This window comes from Conyzicola lurida (assembly GCF_014204935.1).
Taxonomy (GTDB): domain Bacteria; phylum Actinomycetota; class Actinomycetes; order Actinomycetales; family Microbacteriaceae; genus Conyzicola; species Conyzicola lurida.
The window spans coordinates 3,042,747-3,058,667 of record NZ_JACHMJ010000001.1; the positions used below are offsets into that span (position 1 = coordinate 3,042,747).

At 70.5% G+C, this 15,921-nt stretch carries 14 protein-coding genes and 1 pseudogene; 6 read left to right on the plus strand and 9 right to left on the minus strand.

Annotation, left to right across the window (positions count from 1 at the left end):
* The first annotated feature begins 15 nt into the window (after positions 1 to 15).
* On the plus strand, positions 16 to 312 hold the full coding sequence (locus HD599_RS14850) for an antibiotic biosynthesis monooxygenase (protein WP_184238933.1): 297 nt from the start codon (positions 16 to 18) through the stop codon (positions 310 to 312).
* Between the two features lie 54 nt (positions 313 to 366).
* Here HD599_RS14850 and HD599_RS14855 read toward each other — a convergent pair whose 3' ends face one another.
* The 4 genes from HD599_RS14855 to HD599_RS14870 form a co-directional block, all read right to left on the minus strand.
* Positions 367 to 795 carry a VOC family protein gene (locus HD599_RS14855; RefSeq protein ID WP_184238935.1) on the minus strand — a complete coding sequence of 143 codons (429 nt, stop codon included), beginning with the start codon at positions 793 to 795 and terminating at the stop codon, positions 367 to 369.
* Positions 796 to 856: 61 nt separating this feature from the next.
* Positions 857 to 1,702: a DNA/RNA non-specific endonuclease gene (locus tag HD599_RS14860; RefSeq protein ID WP_184238937.1), complete on the minus strand. Its 846-nt coding sequence runs from the start codon at positions 1,700 to 1,702 to the stop codon at positions 857 to 859.
* Between the two features lie 231 nt (positions 1,703 to 1,933).
* Positions 1,934 to 3,646, minus strand: coding sequence for an ABC1 kinase family protein (locus HD599_RS14865; RefSeq protein WP_184238939.1), 1,713 nt, complete (start codon positions 3,644 to 3,646; stop codon positions 1,934 to 1,936).
* Positions 3,647 to 3,885: 239 nt separating this feature from the next.
* Positions 3,886 to 5,130 carry a WD40 repeat domain-containing protein gene (locus HD599_RS14870; protein ID WP_184238941.1) on the minus strand — a complete coding sequence of 415 codons (1,245 nt, stop codon included), beginning with the start codon at positions 5,128 to 5,130 and terminating at the stop codon, positions 3,886 to 3,888.
* Positions 5,131 to 5,242: 112 nt separating this feature from the next.
* Between HD599_RS14870 and HD599_RS14875 the strand changes: the two genes are divergently transcribed.
* Both HD599_RS14875 and HD599_RS14880 read left to right on the plus strand, forming a co-directional pair.
* On the plus strand, positions 5,243 to 5,623 hold the full coding sequence (locus HD599_RS14875; RefSeq protein ID WP_184238944.1) for a cupin domain-containing protein: 381 nt from the start codon (positions 5,243 to 5,245) through the stop codon (positions 5,621 to 5,623).
* A gap of 119 nt (positions 5,624 to 5,742) precedes the next feature.
* Positions 5,743 to 6,591, plus strand: coding sequence for an alpha/beta hydrolase (locus HD599_RS14880; protein ID WP_184238946.1), 849 nt, complete (start codon positions 5,743 to 5,745; stop codon positions 6,589 to 6,591).
* A 1-nt stretch (position 6,592) separates the two neighbouring features.
* Here HD599_RS14880 and HD599_RS14885 read toward each other — a convergent pair whose 3' ends face one another.
* Complete coding sequence (locus HD599_RS14885; RefSeq protein ID WP_184238948.1) at positions 6,593 to 7,387, minus strand: SDR family NAD(P)-dependent oxidoreductase; 795 nt, start codon at positions 7,385 to 7,387, stop codon at positions 6,593 to 6,595.
* Positions 7,388 to 7,897: 510 nt separating this feature from the next.
* Between HD599_RS14885 and HD599_RS14890 the strand changes: the two genes are divergently transcribed.
* The 3 genes from HD599_RS14890 (at position 7,898) to HD599_RS14900 (ending at position 10,735) form a co-directional block, all read left to right on the plus strand.
* Positions 7,898 to 8,335, plus strand: a complete 438-nt coding sequence (locus tag HD599_RS14890; RefSeq protein WP_184238950.1) for a MarR family transcriptional regulator — start codon at positions 7,898 to 7,900, stop codon at positions 8,333 to 8,335.
* Complete coding sequence (locus HD599_RS14895) at positions 8,332 to 9,711, plus strand: FAD-binding domain-containing protein (protein ID WP_184238952.1); 1,380 nt, start codon at positions 8,332 to 8,334, stop codon at positions 9,709 to 9,711. The genes HD599_RS14890 and HD599_RS14895 overlap by 4 nt, the downstream gene beginning before the upstream one ends.
* A gap of 352 nt (positions 9,712 to 10,063) precedes the next feature.
* On the plus strand, positions 10,064 to 10,735 hold the full coding sequence (locus HD599_RS14900) for a hypothetical protein (RefSeq protein WP_184238954.1): 672 nt from the start codon (positions 10,064 to 10,066) through the stop codon (positions 10,733 to 10,735).
* A gap of 62 nt (positions 10,736 to 10,797) precedes the next feature.
* Here the strand turns inward: HD599_RS14900 and HD599_RS14905 are convergent.
* The 4 genes and pseudogenes from HD599_RS14905 to HD599_RS14920 all read right to left on the minus strand — a co-directional run.
* Positions 10,798 to 12,837: pseudogene (locus HD599_RS14905) on the minus strand (bifunctional metallophosphatase/5'-nucleotidase); the annotation flags it as partial.
* Positions 12,838 to 13,073: 236 nt separating this feature from the next.
* Positions 13,074 to 14,342, minus strand: a complete 1,269-nt coding sequence (gene nhaA, locus HD599_RS14910) for a Na+/H+ antiporter NhaA (RefSeq protein WP_184238956.1) — start codon at positions 14,340 to 14,342, stop codon at positions 13,074 to 13,076.
* 115 nt (positions 14,343 to 14,457) lie between these two features.
* Complete coding sequence (locus HD599_RS14915; protein WP_184238958.1) at positions 14,458 to 15,699, minus strand: amino acid permease; 1,242 nt, start codon at positions 15,697 to 15,699, stop codon at positions 14,458 to 14,460.
* Positions 15,696 to 15,908: a hypothetical protein gene (locus HD599_RS14920; RefSeq protein WP_184238960.1), complete on the minus strand. Its 213-nt coding sequence runs from the start codon at positions 15,906 to 15,908 to the stop codon at positions 15,696 to 15,698. Before HD599_RS14920 ends, HD599_RS14915 begins: the two co-directional genes overlap by 4 nt.
* Positions 15,909 to 15,921 lie beyond the last annotated feature (13 nt).

The following is a 15,921-nucleotide window of genomic DNA, read 5'->3' on the forward strand; positions in this document are numbered from 1 at the left end:
AACCGGAGGAACACCGTGCCGATCACATCGCTGCTCGCCCTGACCATCAAGCCTGAATCCGTCGACGAGGCGCACGCCGTCATCTCGGGGGTACTCGAGGCGACGCGTGTATTCGACGGCAACCACGGCGTCGACGTGCTGGTGGACGAGAACGACCCCACGCACATCGTGCTGAGCCAATCGTGGGAGTCCTTCGCCCACGACGACGCCTACCGCGCATGGCGTGCGACCCCCGAGGGCGCCAGCAATCTCGGCACGATACTCGCCGAGCCGCCGACGCTCGTGCGGTACAGCGTCGCCGAAGACGTCTGAGCCCTAGCCGGATCTGAGCCCTAGCTGGATCTGAGCCTTAGCTGGATCTGAGCCCTAGCCCACCCGGCGCTCGAGCACCGCGAGGTAGTGCGGGTTGTACATCACGCCCAGCACGTTGCCGAAGGGGTCGATGACCGAGGCGCCGATAAACCCCTCGCCGAAATCCCGTGGCGGCTGGAACGGCTGCGCGCCGAGTTCGATCAGCCGGTCGTAGGCGACCTGCGCGTCGTCGACGTGCCAGTAGACGATCGCGCCGCCCGGGCCGGCGGGAACCGCGTCTGACCCACCCGCTTCCGACCCGCTCAGGTCGCCGAGGAACCTGCTGTCCAGAATGCCGAGTTCGTGCTCGTAGTCGCCGATTCGGAACTCGACGTACTCGGTGCGGTCGAAGTACGGCTCGGTACCCAGCACCTCCGTGTACCAGTTCTTCGCCGCGTCCAGATCGGCCGCCAGATAGGCCACCGTGGTGAGTCCTCGCAACATGGTCCGCTCCTCTCGTCATTGCGATTCGCTGGTTCCACGCTGGGCCGGACCACCGACACGGTCACCCCCGAGAGGCGGAGTCCGCGAGCGGCCCCAGCACCATGTCCCCCGGCGCGCGGAGCGGGCGCCACGGCACCGGACCCGGCCGGGCGGCAGCCGCGACCAGCACATCGGCGGCGACCAGGTCGCCCAGGTCGAGGCCGGTCAGGGACGCGACATCCGACACCGGCACTTGGAACGTGCGGAACGGTCCCAGCGGCGGCGGGTCGCCCGCGGCGATCGCCCGGGCGGTATCGAGATCGACGTCGTCGAGCGCCGGCGTCTGGTCGAGCACGTAGGCGGTAGCCGCGAGTCCCGCGGACGTCGCCCAGGCCGCGGCCTTCCAGAACAGGCGCGGGATCCGCACTCCCCGATATTCCGGGTCGTCGCCGGCAAAGACCGGCCCGGTGAAGACGCTGAGGCGCTGGCGGTTGGCGCGGGCGTGCTCGAGCACGTGGTCTTCGAGCCCGACCCAGAGCTCCTTCGACTGGTTGAACCCCGCGGCCTGCGGTGCCGCGTTGGTGTAGACGAAGCTGTCGACGTTGGCGCGTCGGGCAGCGGCGGCCGTGCCCCAGACCGGGTCGCGGCGCCGCACGAGATGCCCGCGGTCGAGATCGTTGCGCGCGTACAGCTGCGGGCCCGCCTGCTCGTCGGCCGGCACCCGGTCGTCGAGGTGCCAGTCGTCGCTCCTCGCGACATCCCGCAGTAGAGAACCGTCGATGTTGACGGATGTCGCGGCCGCCAGCCTGCGCACCGGGTCGAGCTGCACGGTGAAGTGTTCGTAGTCGAGCACCCGGATCAGCCGCCCCGCAGCGGTGCCGGGCAGGGGCAGTTCGGGCCCGAGGAAGTCGCTCGCGTAACCGGTCATGCGTCCAGCCAAACACGCACCACCGTCACCGGAGGCGTTCGCGCGCGCGTTGCCGCGAATCGACCTGTTTCTCGCGAAGATGGGTCGATATGCGGCATCCTGCGGGGAAAGGGCTGGCGGGCAGTCGGGCGGGCGAACAGTCGGGCGGGCAGCGACGGCGGGCAGCGACGGCGGGCAGCGACGGCGGCTGCGGGCGGCGACTGCGGGCGGCGGCGGGCGCCCGCGGGGCGATCAGCCGCGGCGACGCGTCAGCAGCACGTCGACCAGTGTCGCCGCGAGCACGACGAGCGCGGCGACGCCCAGCGCGATTCCCGCGGTCGCCGGCGTGATCACGCCGACCTGGTCGGGGGTCGGCATCGTGAGGAACACGAGCGAAAGCACGCCGGTCGCGATCGCGACCACCACCGCGAGGGTCTGCCGCACGAAACCGGCGAGCAGGCGGCGGTCGCGGCGGTCGGCGAGCAGCCGCACATTGACGTTGAGGGTGCCGGTCTCGAGCGCGTTGCCGATGCGGTCGAGACGGCGCGGCAGGCGTCGGAGTCCCGGCGCCAGCGCGAGCAGCTCGGTCGTCACGAGGTCGCGCACCGACTCGGGGTTCATCAGCTCGCCCACCTGTTCGCTGGCGAGGGCGCGGGATTCTTCGAGCAGGTCGAAGTCGGGCAGCAGGGTGCGGATGGAACCGTCGAGGATCACGAACGCGCGCCCGGCCGCGACCAGCTCGCTCGGAACGGCGATGCCGTACCGGCCGAAGACGTCGACCGCGGCATCCACGGTGTCGGCGTCTATTTTCGCCCCCGGCCCGAGTTCGTAGGTGATGAACGTGGAGAGGTCGCGGCGGAAGGCCTCTTCGTCGCCGCCGTCGGCGAGCGGGGCGAGGGTGAGCATGCCGTCGGCGATGCGCTGGGTGTCGCCCTGCAGGTAGGCGATGACGAGGTCTTGGATCGTCTCGCGCAGCCCGCGGTCGAGGCGCCCGACCGAGCCGAAGTCGACGAGCACGGGGCGGCCGTCGGCGCGCAGCATGATGTTTCCGGGGTGCAGATCGGCGTGATAGACCCCGTCGAACACGACCTGGCGCACGAAGGCGCGCAGCACGAGGCGCATCGTCGCGGTGAGATCGCGGGAGGTGCCCGAGGCGGCCTTGACCGCGCTCAGGGTGTCGCCCTCGATGAACTCCATCACGAGCACACGGCCCGACGACAGTTCGCCGAACAGCTCGGGCAGCAGCACCTCGTCGGCCCGTGGGCTGCGGGCCTGGGTGGCCCGCAGCGCGGCGAGGTTGATGGCCTCCAGCCGGAAGTCGACCTGCCGCACGAGATCCGCGGCGTACTGCTCGGCGATCTTCTCGATGCCGAGCTGCCTGGCCGCGGCGGAGGTGCGCGCGATGATGCGGGTGACGCGCAGCGCGATGTCGACATCGCGGCGCACCGCGGCGGCGATACCGGGACGCTGGATCTTCACGGCGACCGTCGTACCGTCGGCCAGCGTCGCGCGGTGCACCTGGGCGATGGATGCCGCGGCCACGGGCTCGCGGTCGAACGACGCGAACACCTCGTCGAGGGGAGCGCCGAGCTCGCCCTCGAGCAGGGCCTCCACCTCGTCCCACGGGGCGGGCGCCACGTTCTTCTGCAGGTGTGCGAGTGTCGACGACCACTCCTCGGGCAGCAGGTCGTCGCGGGTGGAGAGCAGCTGCCCCATCTTCACGAACGCGCCGCCGGCCTCCTCGAGCGCGCGACGCAGCCCCTCGGCCTGCGCGAGCCGGGTGACGGCGGCGTCGGGGTCACGGCTGAAGTCGAGCTTGCGGAAGGGAAGCAGCCCGTGCTTGCGGGCGATACGCACGAGCTCGCTGAACCGGCGTCCGCGGCTTCGCAGCGACGCGTCATCCGGCTTCTCGCCCTCCGTGAATTCGCCCAGCTTGGGAAGGGAGACACCTCGCGTTGCGGCCATGGCTCCATTGTGGCCCCGGATGCCGCGTGGACGCTGGGTTCGCGCGCTTCTCGGCCGCCCGCGGGCGTCAGATCTCGCAGCCGTCGGCGCGCACGTCGACGGCGAGGCCGGCCTCGGTCAGCGCCCACGATAGCCGCGCGGTCGTCCGCGCCCGAGGGGCCCGGGCGAAGATACACCGATCGGACGACGAGCGCCTCCTCCTTGCGGCGGCGCGGCTCTCCGAGCGGAGCCGGCGGTGGTCAACGCTGTACGGAGAGCACTTCCGGGCGCTTTTTGGCGGCGCGCTTCGGACGCTTCGGGGTCAGCAGCCAGACCACGAGCCCCGGCACCAGCGCGAGGGGCAGCAGCAGCCAGACGGGCGGGCCGCCGCGTTCCGGCACCCGGTTCTCGACGCGCAGGTCGGGCACGAGGTCGCGGGCGACGTCGGCGCTGCTGAGCGAGGCGCGGGTGAAGTCGGGGGTGTAGGCGGAGATCTGCTCGAGCTCGCCGGACTCGGTGTCTGCCCAGTAGAACCAGGCCCTGTTCTCGCCCGAGTCGTCGCCCGCGTACACGAGCGCCGTGCCGTCGTCACGCCAGCCGATCGCTACGCCGTAGTCGACTCCCGACAGCGGGACGGTGCGCTCGACCGCGTCGCGCCCGGACACGTCGACCACGTGCAGGGCGTGGCCGAGCTGGAAGGCGAAGCTCTCGCCGTCGGGCGCCCAAGCGTCGCCGTCGAGCTGCGCGTACCTCGCAACGATGTCGGTCGCTGTCACCCGGCCGTCGGCGACGTCGATCAGCACCACCCCGTCGTCGGTGTCGGCGACGATGCGCGAACCGTCGGGCGAGATCGCTGCCGAGTTGGTCCCCGCGACCTCGGCGAAGTCGCGCAGTTCGCCGGTTTCGAGGTCGAGCAGGGCGAGGTCGGCGTGCAGCCGGAAGTTCATGTCCTGGTACGGCGTCAGGGTGTCGTCGCTGGTGAGCAACAGGACCGACCGGCCGTCGGCCGTGATGCTCGCCGGGATCGCGCTGCGCCCGTCGTCGATCGTGATCGAGCGGCTCTGCCCGTCGCTCAGGCGCAACACCTCGATACTGCCCTTGCGGCTGCTGCCGGCGATGACCACGAAGGTGCCGTCGGCCGAGAGCACGCTGGCGGCCGGGTCGCCCTGGTTCTCCGGGAACGACCGCCCTTCGGCGGCGCCGAGCCGCCGGTAGGTACTGCCGTCCGTGCCGATCAGCACGGCCTGCGGGAAGTCCATGAATTCCACGCCGACGCCGTTCTGATAGACGACGACCGCGGCATCGACCTCGGAGCCCCGGAGCCCCGCCGTCCACCACGAATAGCTCGCGACCTGGCTCGGGAACACCGCGCCCTCGCTGTCGGTGCCTCCCGTCGACGGCAGGAACGACAAGGCCAGGATCACTAGCGCGGCCACCGCGGTGACAACCAACGCGGGCAGCGGATTGCGGGCGGTGGCGGTCGGCTCCTCGATCTGGTCGGACACGGGTCTCCCCTCGGCGGCGGCGGGTTCGTGCCTGTCACTGTAGGGCTCCGCGCGTTCGCGCGGGCGAATGCGAGGTGAATATTGCGCGCACCTCGACACCTAGGCTGAATCCATGGACCTCCTCGAACCGACACGCATCCGCCACGAACTCGACCAGGTGTCGCAGCACTGGACCCCGCGGGTCGTCGGCCGGGTCAACGACCAGTACGTCAAGGTCGCCAAGCTCCTCGGCGAACTCGTCTGGCACGCGCACGACGGTGAAGACGAGATGTTCGTCGTGGTCTACGGCAGCCTGCGCATCCAGCTCGAGGGCGACCGCGAGGTGGCTCTCGAGGCCGGCGACTTCTACGTCGTGCCGAAGGGCGTACGGCACAACCCCGTCGCGGCGGAGGAAGTCGGGATCGTGCTGATCGAGACGGTGACGACGACGCACACCGGCGACGTCGTCATCGACAGGACCGTGCCGATCGATCGCCAGCTCGGCAGCGCCTGACCACTCCCGTCGACGCGCGACCGACAGGAGGAGATCGCCGCATGAGCCGCTCGACAGGACGGATCGCGGGGCGCCGGCCGCGGCATCCTGTCGACGGACTGCCGTTCTAGGCTGGTCCCATGAATTCTGCCGGCCCGCTCGCGGTCATCGTCACCGACGAGGCCGTCGCGAGGACCGGCGGCGGTGTCGTCGTGCGCCGGTCCGAGCCGGTGCGGGATGCCGCGGCCGCAGCCGCGCCGACGTTCGTCTGGTCGCACGGGGGCGGGTTCTTCCGCGGCGGCCTCGACCAGCCCGAATCCGACGCCGTCGCACGAGCGCTCGCGACCCGCGGCATCCCCGTCGTCGCGGTGGACTACCGGCTCGCGCCGCTCCCCGTGGTCGGGCGCACGTCCACGAGCCGCGTGCGCTTCCCCCTGCCCGTGCACGACGTGCTCGCCGTGCATCGCGATATCGGCGAACAGGCGCCGCACGGCATCGTCGTCGGCGGCGCGAGCGCGGGCGCATGCCTCACCGCGGCCGCCGCGCTCGACGGAGCGGGCATTGCGCAGCCGAAGGGCGTTGTGCTCGCCTACGGGTTCTTCCACGCCACATTCCCGCGCGTCCGCGAGATCCAGCGGCGCGTGCGCGGCCACCGCCGCCTCTCGCACGCGCCGTGGGCGCTCGACGCGATGAACCGCAACTACGCCACGTCACGCGACGGCCGGCAGCAGAGCCTCGCCTTCGCCGGCGGGCACGACCTCCGCGGGTATCCGCCGACCCTGATGGTCGACGCCGACCGGGACGGCATGCGCGCGTCGAGCGAGCTCTTCGCCGCCGAACTCGTCGACGCGGGGGTCGAGGTGGAACGCCACGTGCTGCCCGAGGCCCGGCACGCGTTCCTCAACCGGCCGCACTCCACCGAGTTCGCGACGACGATCGACCTCATCGCGGCGTGGTGCCTGCGGCAGCGCGCGGTGCCGTCGGCCTAGCTCAGGGTGCGATCGAGTCGACGTACCCGCCGTCGACCCGGACCGCGCCGCCCGTCGTCGCCGACGCCTGCCGCGAGCTCAGGTAGACGACCATGTTGGAGATCTCCTCCGGCTCGATCAGCCGCTGCAGCAGGGACTGCGGACGGTGCTCGGCCATAAAGCGGCGCTGCGCCTCGTCCCACGGCACCGACCGGTCGATCAGTTCGTAGACGAGGTCTTCGACACCGCCGGTGTGAGTGGGGCCGGCGATGACGGAGTTCACCGTGACGCCCGACCCCGCGGCCACCTTCGCGAACCCGCGCGAGACGCCCAGCAGGGCGGTCTTGGAGACGCCGTAGTGGATCATCTCGATCGGCGTGACGAAGGCCGAGTCGCTCGCGATGTACTGCACACGGCCCCAGCCCCGCTCCATCATCCGCGGCAGATAGGTTCGAGTCAGGCGCACCGCGGACAGCACGTTGGTCTCGAAATAGCGTCGCCATTCGTCGTCGCTGATCTCGAGAGCATCCTGCGAGCCGAAGATGCCGAGATTGTTGATCAGGATGTCGACATCCGGGAAGAGTTCGGCCGCCGTGCCGGCTCCCTCCTCGGTAGCGAGATCGGCGACGAGGGTCGCCACCTGCGCGCCGGCCACGGCTGACCGGATCGCCTCGGCCGCGGCGTCGGCGCTTTCCGCCCGGCGCCCGTTCACGATGACGTGGGCGCCGGCATCCGCGAGCCCGGTGGCGATCGCGAGTCCGATGCCCTGGGTCGATCCGGTGACGAGGGCCGTGGTTCCAGTGAGATCGAGTTTCATGCTCTCATCCTCACCGATCGGGCTGGCAAGGGCATCCGTTACTCAGAAGCGGGCGACTCCCGGGCGTCGATGGGGCGAGAGTCCACCGAACCACACGACGCTGGGAGGGTCGCAGCGTCGCCCCGCCGACAGGACGAGACGGCCCGGTGAGCCGCTCGACAGGGTGATTTCGCCGGTTTCGGCACCGCCATCCTGCCCGCAAAAGCCCGGAAATACGGGCCTTGAACGGCTCTCAGAAAACTCGCAGAAAAATAACGATTGCATAACTAGCGCTTCGTTACCGCACCGTTATATATTTATCGAGCTGAAGTTGTTTGCTGTGGCAACTGAAGCGGAATGTGATTGCAGGACACTCTTGGTGCAAGGGAGAGGGTCGGTTTCTAGCCTCTGAAACCGACCCTCAATCCTGTTTAACGGGCCTTCTGAACGGCCCTACTCCCCCGGCGGACAATCTGTCGAGTTTCCGCGGGCAATTGCCGCGAAGTCGGTGCAGGTGCATAGAGTTGTCGCGTGAGTGATAAGTCGTTAGCCGTCGATGCGTGGGAATCGCTCTTCCGCGCCCAGGTCTCCGTACTTCGCCAGCTCAACGCGGAGTTCCCCACCGCCGAACTCTCCTTCAACGAATACGACGTGCTGTTCAACCTCACCCGGCAGCCCGAGCGTCGCCTCCGCATCCGCGATCTCAACCGCCACCTGCTGCTGACCCAGCCGAGCGTCAGCCGTCTGGTCGACCGTCTCGTGCAGCGTGAGCTCGTCACCAAGCAGAGCGACCCCGGCGACGGGCGCGGCACCATCGTGAGCATTACGGATGCCGGATACGAACTCTTCCGCCGGGTGGCAGTCATCCACGCCCAGTCGATCCGCGACCGCGTGGGCAGCGTGCTCGACGCCGACGAGCTGCGCCAGTTGACCGCGCTCACCGAGAAGCTGCGCCTAGGCAAGCAGTGAGCGGCGACCAGGCCCCCTCGATCGTCTGGCTGCGCGACGACCTGCGCCTCGCCGACAACCCCGCACTGACCGCGGCCGTCGACCGCGGCGCGCCCGTCGTCATCGTCTACCTGCTCGACGAGGTGAGCAACGGCGTGCGCCCGCTCGGTGCCGCGCTCAAGTGGTGGTTGCACGGCAGCCTCACGTCGCTCGGCGCCGACATCGACGCGCTCGGCGGCCGGCTCGTGCTGCGCCGCGGCGGGGCCGAGACCGAGATCCCGAAGCTCGTCGAGGAGACCGGGGCCGGGGCCGTCTACTGGAACCGCCGTTACGGCCGCGCGCGCGACATCGACGCCGCGTTGAAGTCGAGCCTGCGCGACCGGGGGCTGACCGTGGAGAGCTTCCGCGCCAACCTGCTGTTCGAACCGTGGACGGTCACGACGCAGGACGGCAATCCGTTCCGCGTCTTCACCCCGTTCTGGAAGGCGTGCCTCGAGCAGGGCGTCGCGCGCGAACCGCTGGACGCGCCATCCGCACTCTCATCGGCACCGGCGACGAGCGACGACCTCGAGAGCTGGGCCCTGCTGCCGACCGCGCCCGACTGGGCCGGCGGTCTGCGCGAGCACTGCGCCCCGGGCGAGAGCAACGCGCACGACCGGCTCGAGCGCTTCGCCGACGACGTGCTCGAGGACTACCACCGTCGCGACGAGCCCGGCATCGAGACGACGAGCGGCCTGAGCCCGCACCTGCGTTTCGGCGAGATCAGCCCGCTGCAGATCTGGCACCGGCTGCGCGGCTCGCTCTCGCGCGAGGCGCAGGCGAACGGTGCGAAGTTCCTGAGCGAGGTCGGCTGGCGCGAATTCAACTGGAACATCCTCTACAACTTCCCCGAGCTGCACGAGCGCAACTACCGCTCGGCGTTCGACGCCTTCCCGTGGGCAGACACCCCTCAGTGGGCGATCGACGCCTGGCGCCAGGGCAAGACCGGCGTGCCGCTCGTCGACGCCGGCATGCGCGAGCTCTGGCAGACCGGCACGATGCACAACCGCGTGCGCATGGTCACCGCGAGCTTCCTGATCAAGAACCTGCTCGTGGACTGGCGCGTGGGCGAGCAGTGGTTCTGGGACACCCTCGTCGACGCTGACGAGGCGAGCAACCCCGGCAACTGGCAGTGGGTCGCCGGCAGCGGTGCCGATGCCGCGCCGTACTTCCGCGTCTTCAACCCCGTGCTGCAGGCCCAGAAGTTCGACAAGCAGGGCAGCTACATCAACCGCTGGGTGCCCGAGCTGGAGACCGGGGAGTACCCGCCCGAGCCGATCGTCGACCTCGCGAAGTCGCGCAAAGACGCGCTCGCGGCCTACGACACGATGAAGGCCACGGCGCCCGCACCCGAGTAACGGCCGGCTGGCCAGCCGGTGCGATTTCCCCCGCCACCAGACCGTCCCGCGTGGCCGGCTGCAACAGAAGCGGGATGCCGCACGCCGACGCCGCCGCAGATTGGCAGCCATAACAGGACCGGGTTGCGAGCGCACTCGGCATTTGCGGAGGTTCGGCCGCGCCATCCAATCGACGCCCGTCATGGCGGTGATCGACGGGGCATGACTTTCTTCGTAACCACCCTCGATCGGGGGTCAGGGCGAAAACCCACCAATCCGGTTCCCCGGGTCGATCCGGACCCCCAGTGCACTCGGGAACGACCGGCCTCACTGGTTCGGGGAGATCCGAGGGCCTATATGAAGGAGTTCAGCAATGAACAACATCACGAAGAAGACCATGACCGTCGCCGGTGGAGCAACCGCAGCCGCCGCACTCGTATTCGTCGGTTTCGCCGGACCCGCGTCCGCCGACACGACGAGCGACTCCTCGACGGACAGCACCACCACGAACACCAGCACTGACCTCTTCGGAGACATCTCCGAGCTCTTCGGCTCCGTCTCGCTCGGCACCCCCGTCGTGCTCGCCCCGCAGGTGGGCGACGTGAACGTGGGCGACGTCGCGAGCGGCGACGCACTCAGCGGCAACGACGTCGCCGCACCGGTCGCCTCGGGCAACGATGTGGCCGCGCCCATCACCGCACCGATCGCGTCGGGCAACGAGACGCCCATCGCTTCGGGCAACGACACCGCGGTCGACGCACCCGTCACCGCGCCGGTCACGGCTCCCGTCACCCCCGAGGTGACCGCGCCGGTCACCGCCCCGGTCGCACCGGTCACCGACGTCGCCCCCGAGGTCGTCGCTCCTGTGACGCCCGAGGTCGTGGCACCGGTCGCACCCGAGGTAACGGCACCGGTCACCGGCGGCTCGACCTCGTCTGACATCGGCTCCGACGTGGGCGACCTCGTCGACGGCGTCACCGAGGTCGACGGCCTCGTCGGCGACCTCACGAGCAACCTGGGCCTCGGCTCGCTGCTCAGCCGCTAATCCGGCACCACTGACGAAGGCCCCCGGTTCACACCGGGGGCCTTCGTGCGTCGCGCCGCTATTTAGCGACGCGAGCCAGCCACCTCGCGACGGCGGCGGACCACCAGCAGGGTGAGACCGAGCATCAGCAGCAGCGCCGCACCGCCGGCGGCCGGGCCGACGTCGACGCCGGTGGCCGCGAGCTCGGGCTCTGCAGCCGCGGGCTCCGTCTCGACCGGCGGAACCGCCGCGGCCGGCTGCGTCACCGCGAGCGGCACGCGCACGACGGTGCCCGACTCGGCCGAGGTCACCACGAGCGTGGTGCTCGCCGGGGCGTCGGCCGGAACGGTGAACGCGAGCGCGCCGTCGGCCGCGAACGCCGCCTCGACGGGCGCTGCCGCGCTGCCGTCGAACGCCAGGCTGACCGCGGTCGTCGTCGGGCTGCCGAGCGACGTGAGGTCGAGCGTGCCGAGGGTGAGCGACGCTTCCGCGCCGGCTTCGACCGATGCGGGAACGCCGGAGACGGCGACACCGTGACGGGCGAAGTCGGGCGAGAGCGGGCTGCTCGCCGAGATGTAGCCGATCCACGCGTCGCGGTCGATCAGGCCGGAATCACGGGTGTCGGTGCCGTTCGCGAACTCGCGGAAGTTGTCGCCGCCGAGAACCAGGAAGCTGAACGAACCGATGCGGTAGCCCCGGGCCGGGTCGATCGGCTCGCCGTCGACGGTGATGCTCGTGATGTGCTCGCCCTGCGCCGCGGCCGGGTCGAACGTGTAGTTCACGTTGCTCGAGAGGCCGAGGTTGAGGAACGGGCGGGAGGGCACGTCGCCGTTCTCGTCGAGCTGCCACTGCTGCTCGAGGAGAGTCGCGAACTGCGCGCCGGTGAGCGTGGTCGTCCAGAGGTTGTTGACGAAGGGCAGCACCGCGTTGGCCTCGGCGTAGGTCACGACGCCGTCGCCCTCGCCGACCGCGGAACTCGCGAAGGTGAGGTCGGAACGCAGACCGCCGGGGTTGACGACACCGATCTCGGCGCCGCCCAGCGTCTCGTCGGCCAGACTCGTGACGAGCGAGTTCGCGACCAGGTTGCCGAGCGTGGACTCCGAGGCGCGGTCGTCGCGCTCGCCCTCGGCGAAGGCCGTGGTGATGTCGGCGGTGATCGACCCGATCGGCTGGTCGCCGATGGTCGCGGCGGCGGCGAGCGCGGCGGTGACGATGGTGTTCACCTCGGCGACGCGCGGGTAGGCCGCGATCAGTTCGGCGTCGTCGGTCTCGGTACGCGCGACGTTGCCGGCCACGTAGCTGACGACGTCGCCGGTGGTCGCGTCGACGGTCAGCGCGATCTGGCCGATGTTCTCGCCGTAGTTGCCGGTCTGCAGCACGGGGCGGGTCTTGCCGGGCACGCCGGGAACCGGGGCGTCCCACGAGTACTGCTTGTGGGTGTGGCCGGTGAAGATCGCGTCGACGCTCGCGCTGGTGTTCTGCACGATGCTTGTGAACGCGCTGTCGAGGGCGAGCTCGGCTTCGAGTGTCGCGCCATCGGGCGTTCCCGCGCTCGCGCCCTCGTGGTACTCGGCGACGATGACGTCGGCGAGGCCGGCGCTATCGATCTGCGCGGCGACGCGGTTCACCGCCGCGACGGGGTCGCCGAAGTCGACCGTGGTGATGCCGCCGGGCGAGACGAGGGTGGGCGTCTCGACGGTGACGGCGCCGATCACGGCGATGTCGATGCCGCCGACGGTGAAGATCTCGTACTCCTGCAGCGCGGGGGTGGTCGTGCCCTTCTGGTACACGTTGGCGCCGAGGTAGCTCCAGTCGGCCGCGGTGGCGACGCGGCCGGCGAGGTCGGAGAAGCCCTTGTCGAACTCGTGGTTGCCGACGGCCGAGGTGCGCAGCTCGAGCGCATTCAGCACGTCGATCGTGGGCTGGTCGTCCTGCGACGAGGAGGCGAAGAGCGAGGCGCCGATGTTGTCGCCGTCGGAGAGGAACAGGGTGTTCGCCTCGCCCGCGGCGGCGCGCAGCTGCTCGACGGTTCCGGCGAACTTCACGGTGTTCTCGTCGATGCGGCCGTGGAAGTCGTTGATGTTGAGCAGGCTGATCTCGACGACGTCGCCGGGAGCAGCCATGGCCGGCGCGGTCGCCAGCGGCACGGCGGCGAGTGCGAGCCCGAGCGCGCCGGCGAGGCCGACTCTCGTGCGGGAGCGGTGTGATTGCGTCAAAACTCTGGTCCCCTGTCGTCGGTCGGGCGCTGCGGCTTGTCGCGCCGGTGTCACGAACCTAGCCCCGGCATGTTAACCAAAGGTTTCGTCACGGAGTCGGCGGGTTGGCCGCGCGTGAGCCCACCGGCGTCCGCTCGTCTGAATCAGTCGCGTAGCGACCGGTAGTGCCGATTGCGGGCACCGAGGATCACCGCGCCGATGCTCGCCGCGACGAGGGAGCCCGCGAGGACGCCGACCTTGACGTGGTCGTCGGAGGCGCTGCCCGATCCGAACGACAGTTCGCCGACGAGCAGCGAGACGGTGAAGCCGATGCCGGCCACGAATGCCATGCCGATCATGTCGACCCACTTCAGCGAGGGGTCGAGCTGTAGACCCGGCACGCGGGTGACGAGGAACGTCGTCGCGGTGATGCCGATCGCCTTGCCGAGCACGAGACCGGCGACGATTCCGAGGGCGATTGTGTCGCTGAACGATTCGGCGAGCCCGGCGATGCCGCCGACGGTGACCCCGGCGGAGAAGAACGCGAACAGCGGGACTGCGACGGCGGTGGAGACCACGCTCCAGCGGTCGGCGAAGTGGGCGGCGAAGCCGTCGTAGAGCTGCCGGCCGGACGCGTCGGTTCCGGCCGCGACCCGGGCGCGCTTCGTCGCGATCACGGGCACCATAAAGCCGAGCAGCACGCCGGCGACGGTGGCATGGATGCCGGAGGCGTGGACGAGCGCCCAGGTGACGACGCCCAGCGGGATGAGGATCCACCAGGCGCGGACGCCCCGCTGCACGGCGACCGCGAAGAGGGCGAGCGGAATGACCGCGAGGCCGAGGTAGAGGAAGTCGATCTCGTCGGTGTAGAAGACCGCGATGATGGAGATGGCGAGCAGGTCGTCGACCACGGCCAGCGTGAGCAGGAAGGTGCGCAGCGCGGGCGGGAGATGACGGCCGACGACCGCGATCACGGCGACCGCGAAGGCGATGTCGGTCGCGGCCGGGATCGCCCAGCCCTGCAGCGCGGCCTCGCCGGAGTTCAGGTTCACCACGACGTAGATCAGTGCCGGAACGATCACTCCTCCGACGGCCGCCGCGATGGGCACGATGGCGGTGCGGATGTTGCGGAGCTTGCCCGCGACGAACTCCTCTTTCAGCTCGAGCCCGACCACGAAGAAGAAGATCGCGAGCAGCCCGTCAGCGGCCCAGGCGCCGACGCTGAGGTTCAGGTGCAGCGACTCGGGGCCGAAAGTGAAGTCGCGCAGGGAGTTGTAGAACCCCGCGGCACCGGTGTTGGCCAGGATCAGGGCGAGCACGGTGGCGCCGAGCAGCAGGGCGCCGCCGACGGTGTCTTTGCCCAGCGTCTGGTGGATGCCGCGCCAGATGGAGTGCGGCGCCTGGTCGGCGGGAAAGTGGGGGTCGTGGGCCATCTGGCTGCTTTCGTTATCCCGGACGGGGTCCGGTCGCGTCGAGAGCGGTCGTCTGACCGCCCGCCGACCAGACTTCCCGGCACACCGGTTACCAGCCTACGCGGTCGCGCCGTCGTCACTGTGTGCGAACGGCGACCGACCGGTAGACCACGCCGACCGCCAGCACGACGACCCCGCCGATCACGCCGGCGACGGGCAGCGTCGCGACGAGCACCAGGCAGGCCACCGCCCCGACGATCTGCATCGCTTTCGGGTACCGCCGCTGCGCCGCCGGCTGGCCGAACGCCGCGACGTTGGCCACGAAGTAGTAGACGAGCACCCCGAACGACGAGAACGCGATCGCGCCTCGCAGGTCGACCGCGACGACGAGCACGCTCACCACGACGGCGAGGGCGATTTCGGCGTGGTGCGGCACCCGGTACCGCGGGTGCACGGCGGCGAGCCATCCCGGCAGGTCTCCCTCGCGCGCCATCGCCAGGGTCGTGCGGCCGATGCCGGCGATGAGCCCGAGCAGCGCCCCGAGCGACGCGGCCGCGGCGCCGACGCGGACCACGGGCGCGGCCCACTCCCACCCGCTCGCGGTGACCATGTCGGCGACCGGGGCGTCGGACGACGCGACCCCGTCGGCTCCGAGCGAACCCAGCAGCGCGACGGCCACCGCCGCGTAGACCACGACCGCGGCGGCCAGGGCCACGACGATGGCGCGCGGGATCGTGCGGGCCGGGTCGCGCACCTCCTCCCCCATCGTGGCGATACGCGCGTACCCGGCGAACGCGAAGAAGAGCAGTCCGGCCGACTGGAGGATGCCGTAGACCCCGCCGGCGAGCAGGCCGTCGGCCAGCGGCAGGGCAGGGGGCATGGATGTCGCCCCTGCGGCGACGGCGATCGCGAGGGCGAGCAGCACGACGACGACGATCGCGCGGGTGAGGGCCGCGGTCCGGGTGACCCCGAAGTAGTTGACGGCCGCGAGGGCGAGCACCGCCACCACGGCGACCGGCCGTTCCCATCCGGCCGGAGCGGCGTAGGCGGCGAACACGAGCGCCATCGCGGCGCAGCTCGCGGTCTTGCCGACGACGAACCCCCACCCGGCCACGAAGCCCCACCACGGGCCGAGGCGCTCACGGCCGTAGACGTAGGTTCCGCCCGAGACCGGGTAGACCGCGGCGAGCTGCGCGGTCGAGGTGGCGTTGCAGAGGGCGACGAGCGCGGCGACGGCGAGCCCGATCAGAAGGCCGTTACCCGCAGCCTGCGCCGCCGGGGTGAAGGCGGCGAACACGCCGGCGCCGACCATCGACCCGACGCCGATGACGATCGCGTCGGCCAGCCCGAGTCGGCGGGCGAGCGGAGCGGAGGTCACCTCGGAAGGATAGCGGGGCTCGTCACCAGCCGGCGCAGCGCGTCGTCGATCGAGGGGAACGTGGCGACGACGCGGTTGGACCAGTCGCGCAGCTCGAAGCCGTCCGTTCCGCGCCAGATCCGCGCGGCCGCCATCGCGGTGTCGCGGTAGCGCACCTCCCACCGACCCTGACCGGCGTCGACGAGATCGAAGGCTTCGCTGTAGGTCATGCGGCCCACGGTA

What these genes read in the sequence shown, in the direction of transcription:
- HD599_RS14855 (WP_184238935.1), bottom strand. Translation starts at nt 795, where the DNA reads ATGTTGCGAGGACTCACCACGGTGGCCTATCTGGCGGCCGATCTGGAC.
- HD599_RS14860 (WP_184238937.1), bottom strand. Translation starts at nt 1,702, where the DNA reads ATGACCGGTTACGCGAGCGACTTCCTCGGGCCCGAACTGCCCCTGCCC.
- HD599_RS14865 (WP_184238939.1), bottom strand. Translation starts at nt 3,646, where the DNA reads ATGGCCGCAACGCGAGGTGTCTCCCTTCCCAAGCTGGGCGAATTCACG.
- HD599_RS14875 (WP_184238944.1), top strand. Translation starts at nt 5,243, where the DNA reads ATGGACCTCCTCGAACCGACACGCATCCGCCACGAACTCGACCAGGTG.
- HD599_RS14880 (WP_184238946.1), top strand. Translation starts at nt 5,743, where the DNA reads ATGAATTCTGCCGGCCCGCTCGCGGTCATCGTCACCGACGAGGCCGTC.
- HD599_RS14885 (WP_184238948.1), bottom strand. Translation starts at nt 7,387, where the DNA reads ATGAAACTCGATCTCACTGGAACCACGGCCCTCGTCACCGGATCGACC.
- HD599_RS14900 (WP_184238954.1), top strand. Translation starts at nt 10,064, where the DNA reads ATGAACAACATCACGAAGAAGACCATGACCGTCGCCGGTGGAGCAACC.
- nhaA (WP_184238956.1), bottom strand. Translation starts at nt 14,342, where the DNA reads ATGGCCCACGACCCCCACTTTCCCGCCGACCAGGCGCCGCACTCCATC.
- HD599_RS14920 (WP_184238960.1), bottom strand. Translation starts at nt 15,908, where the DNA reads ATGACCTACAGCGAAGCCTTCGATCTCGTCGACGCCGGTCAGGGTCGG.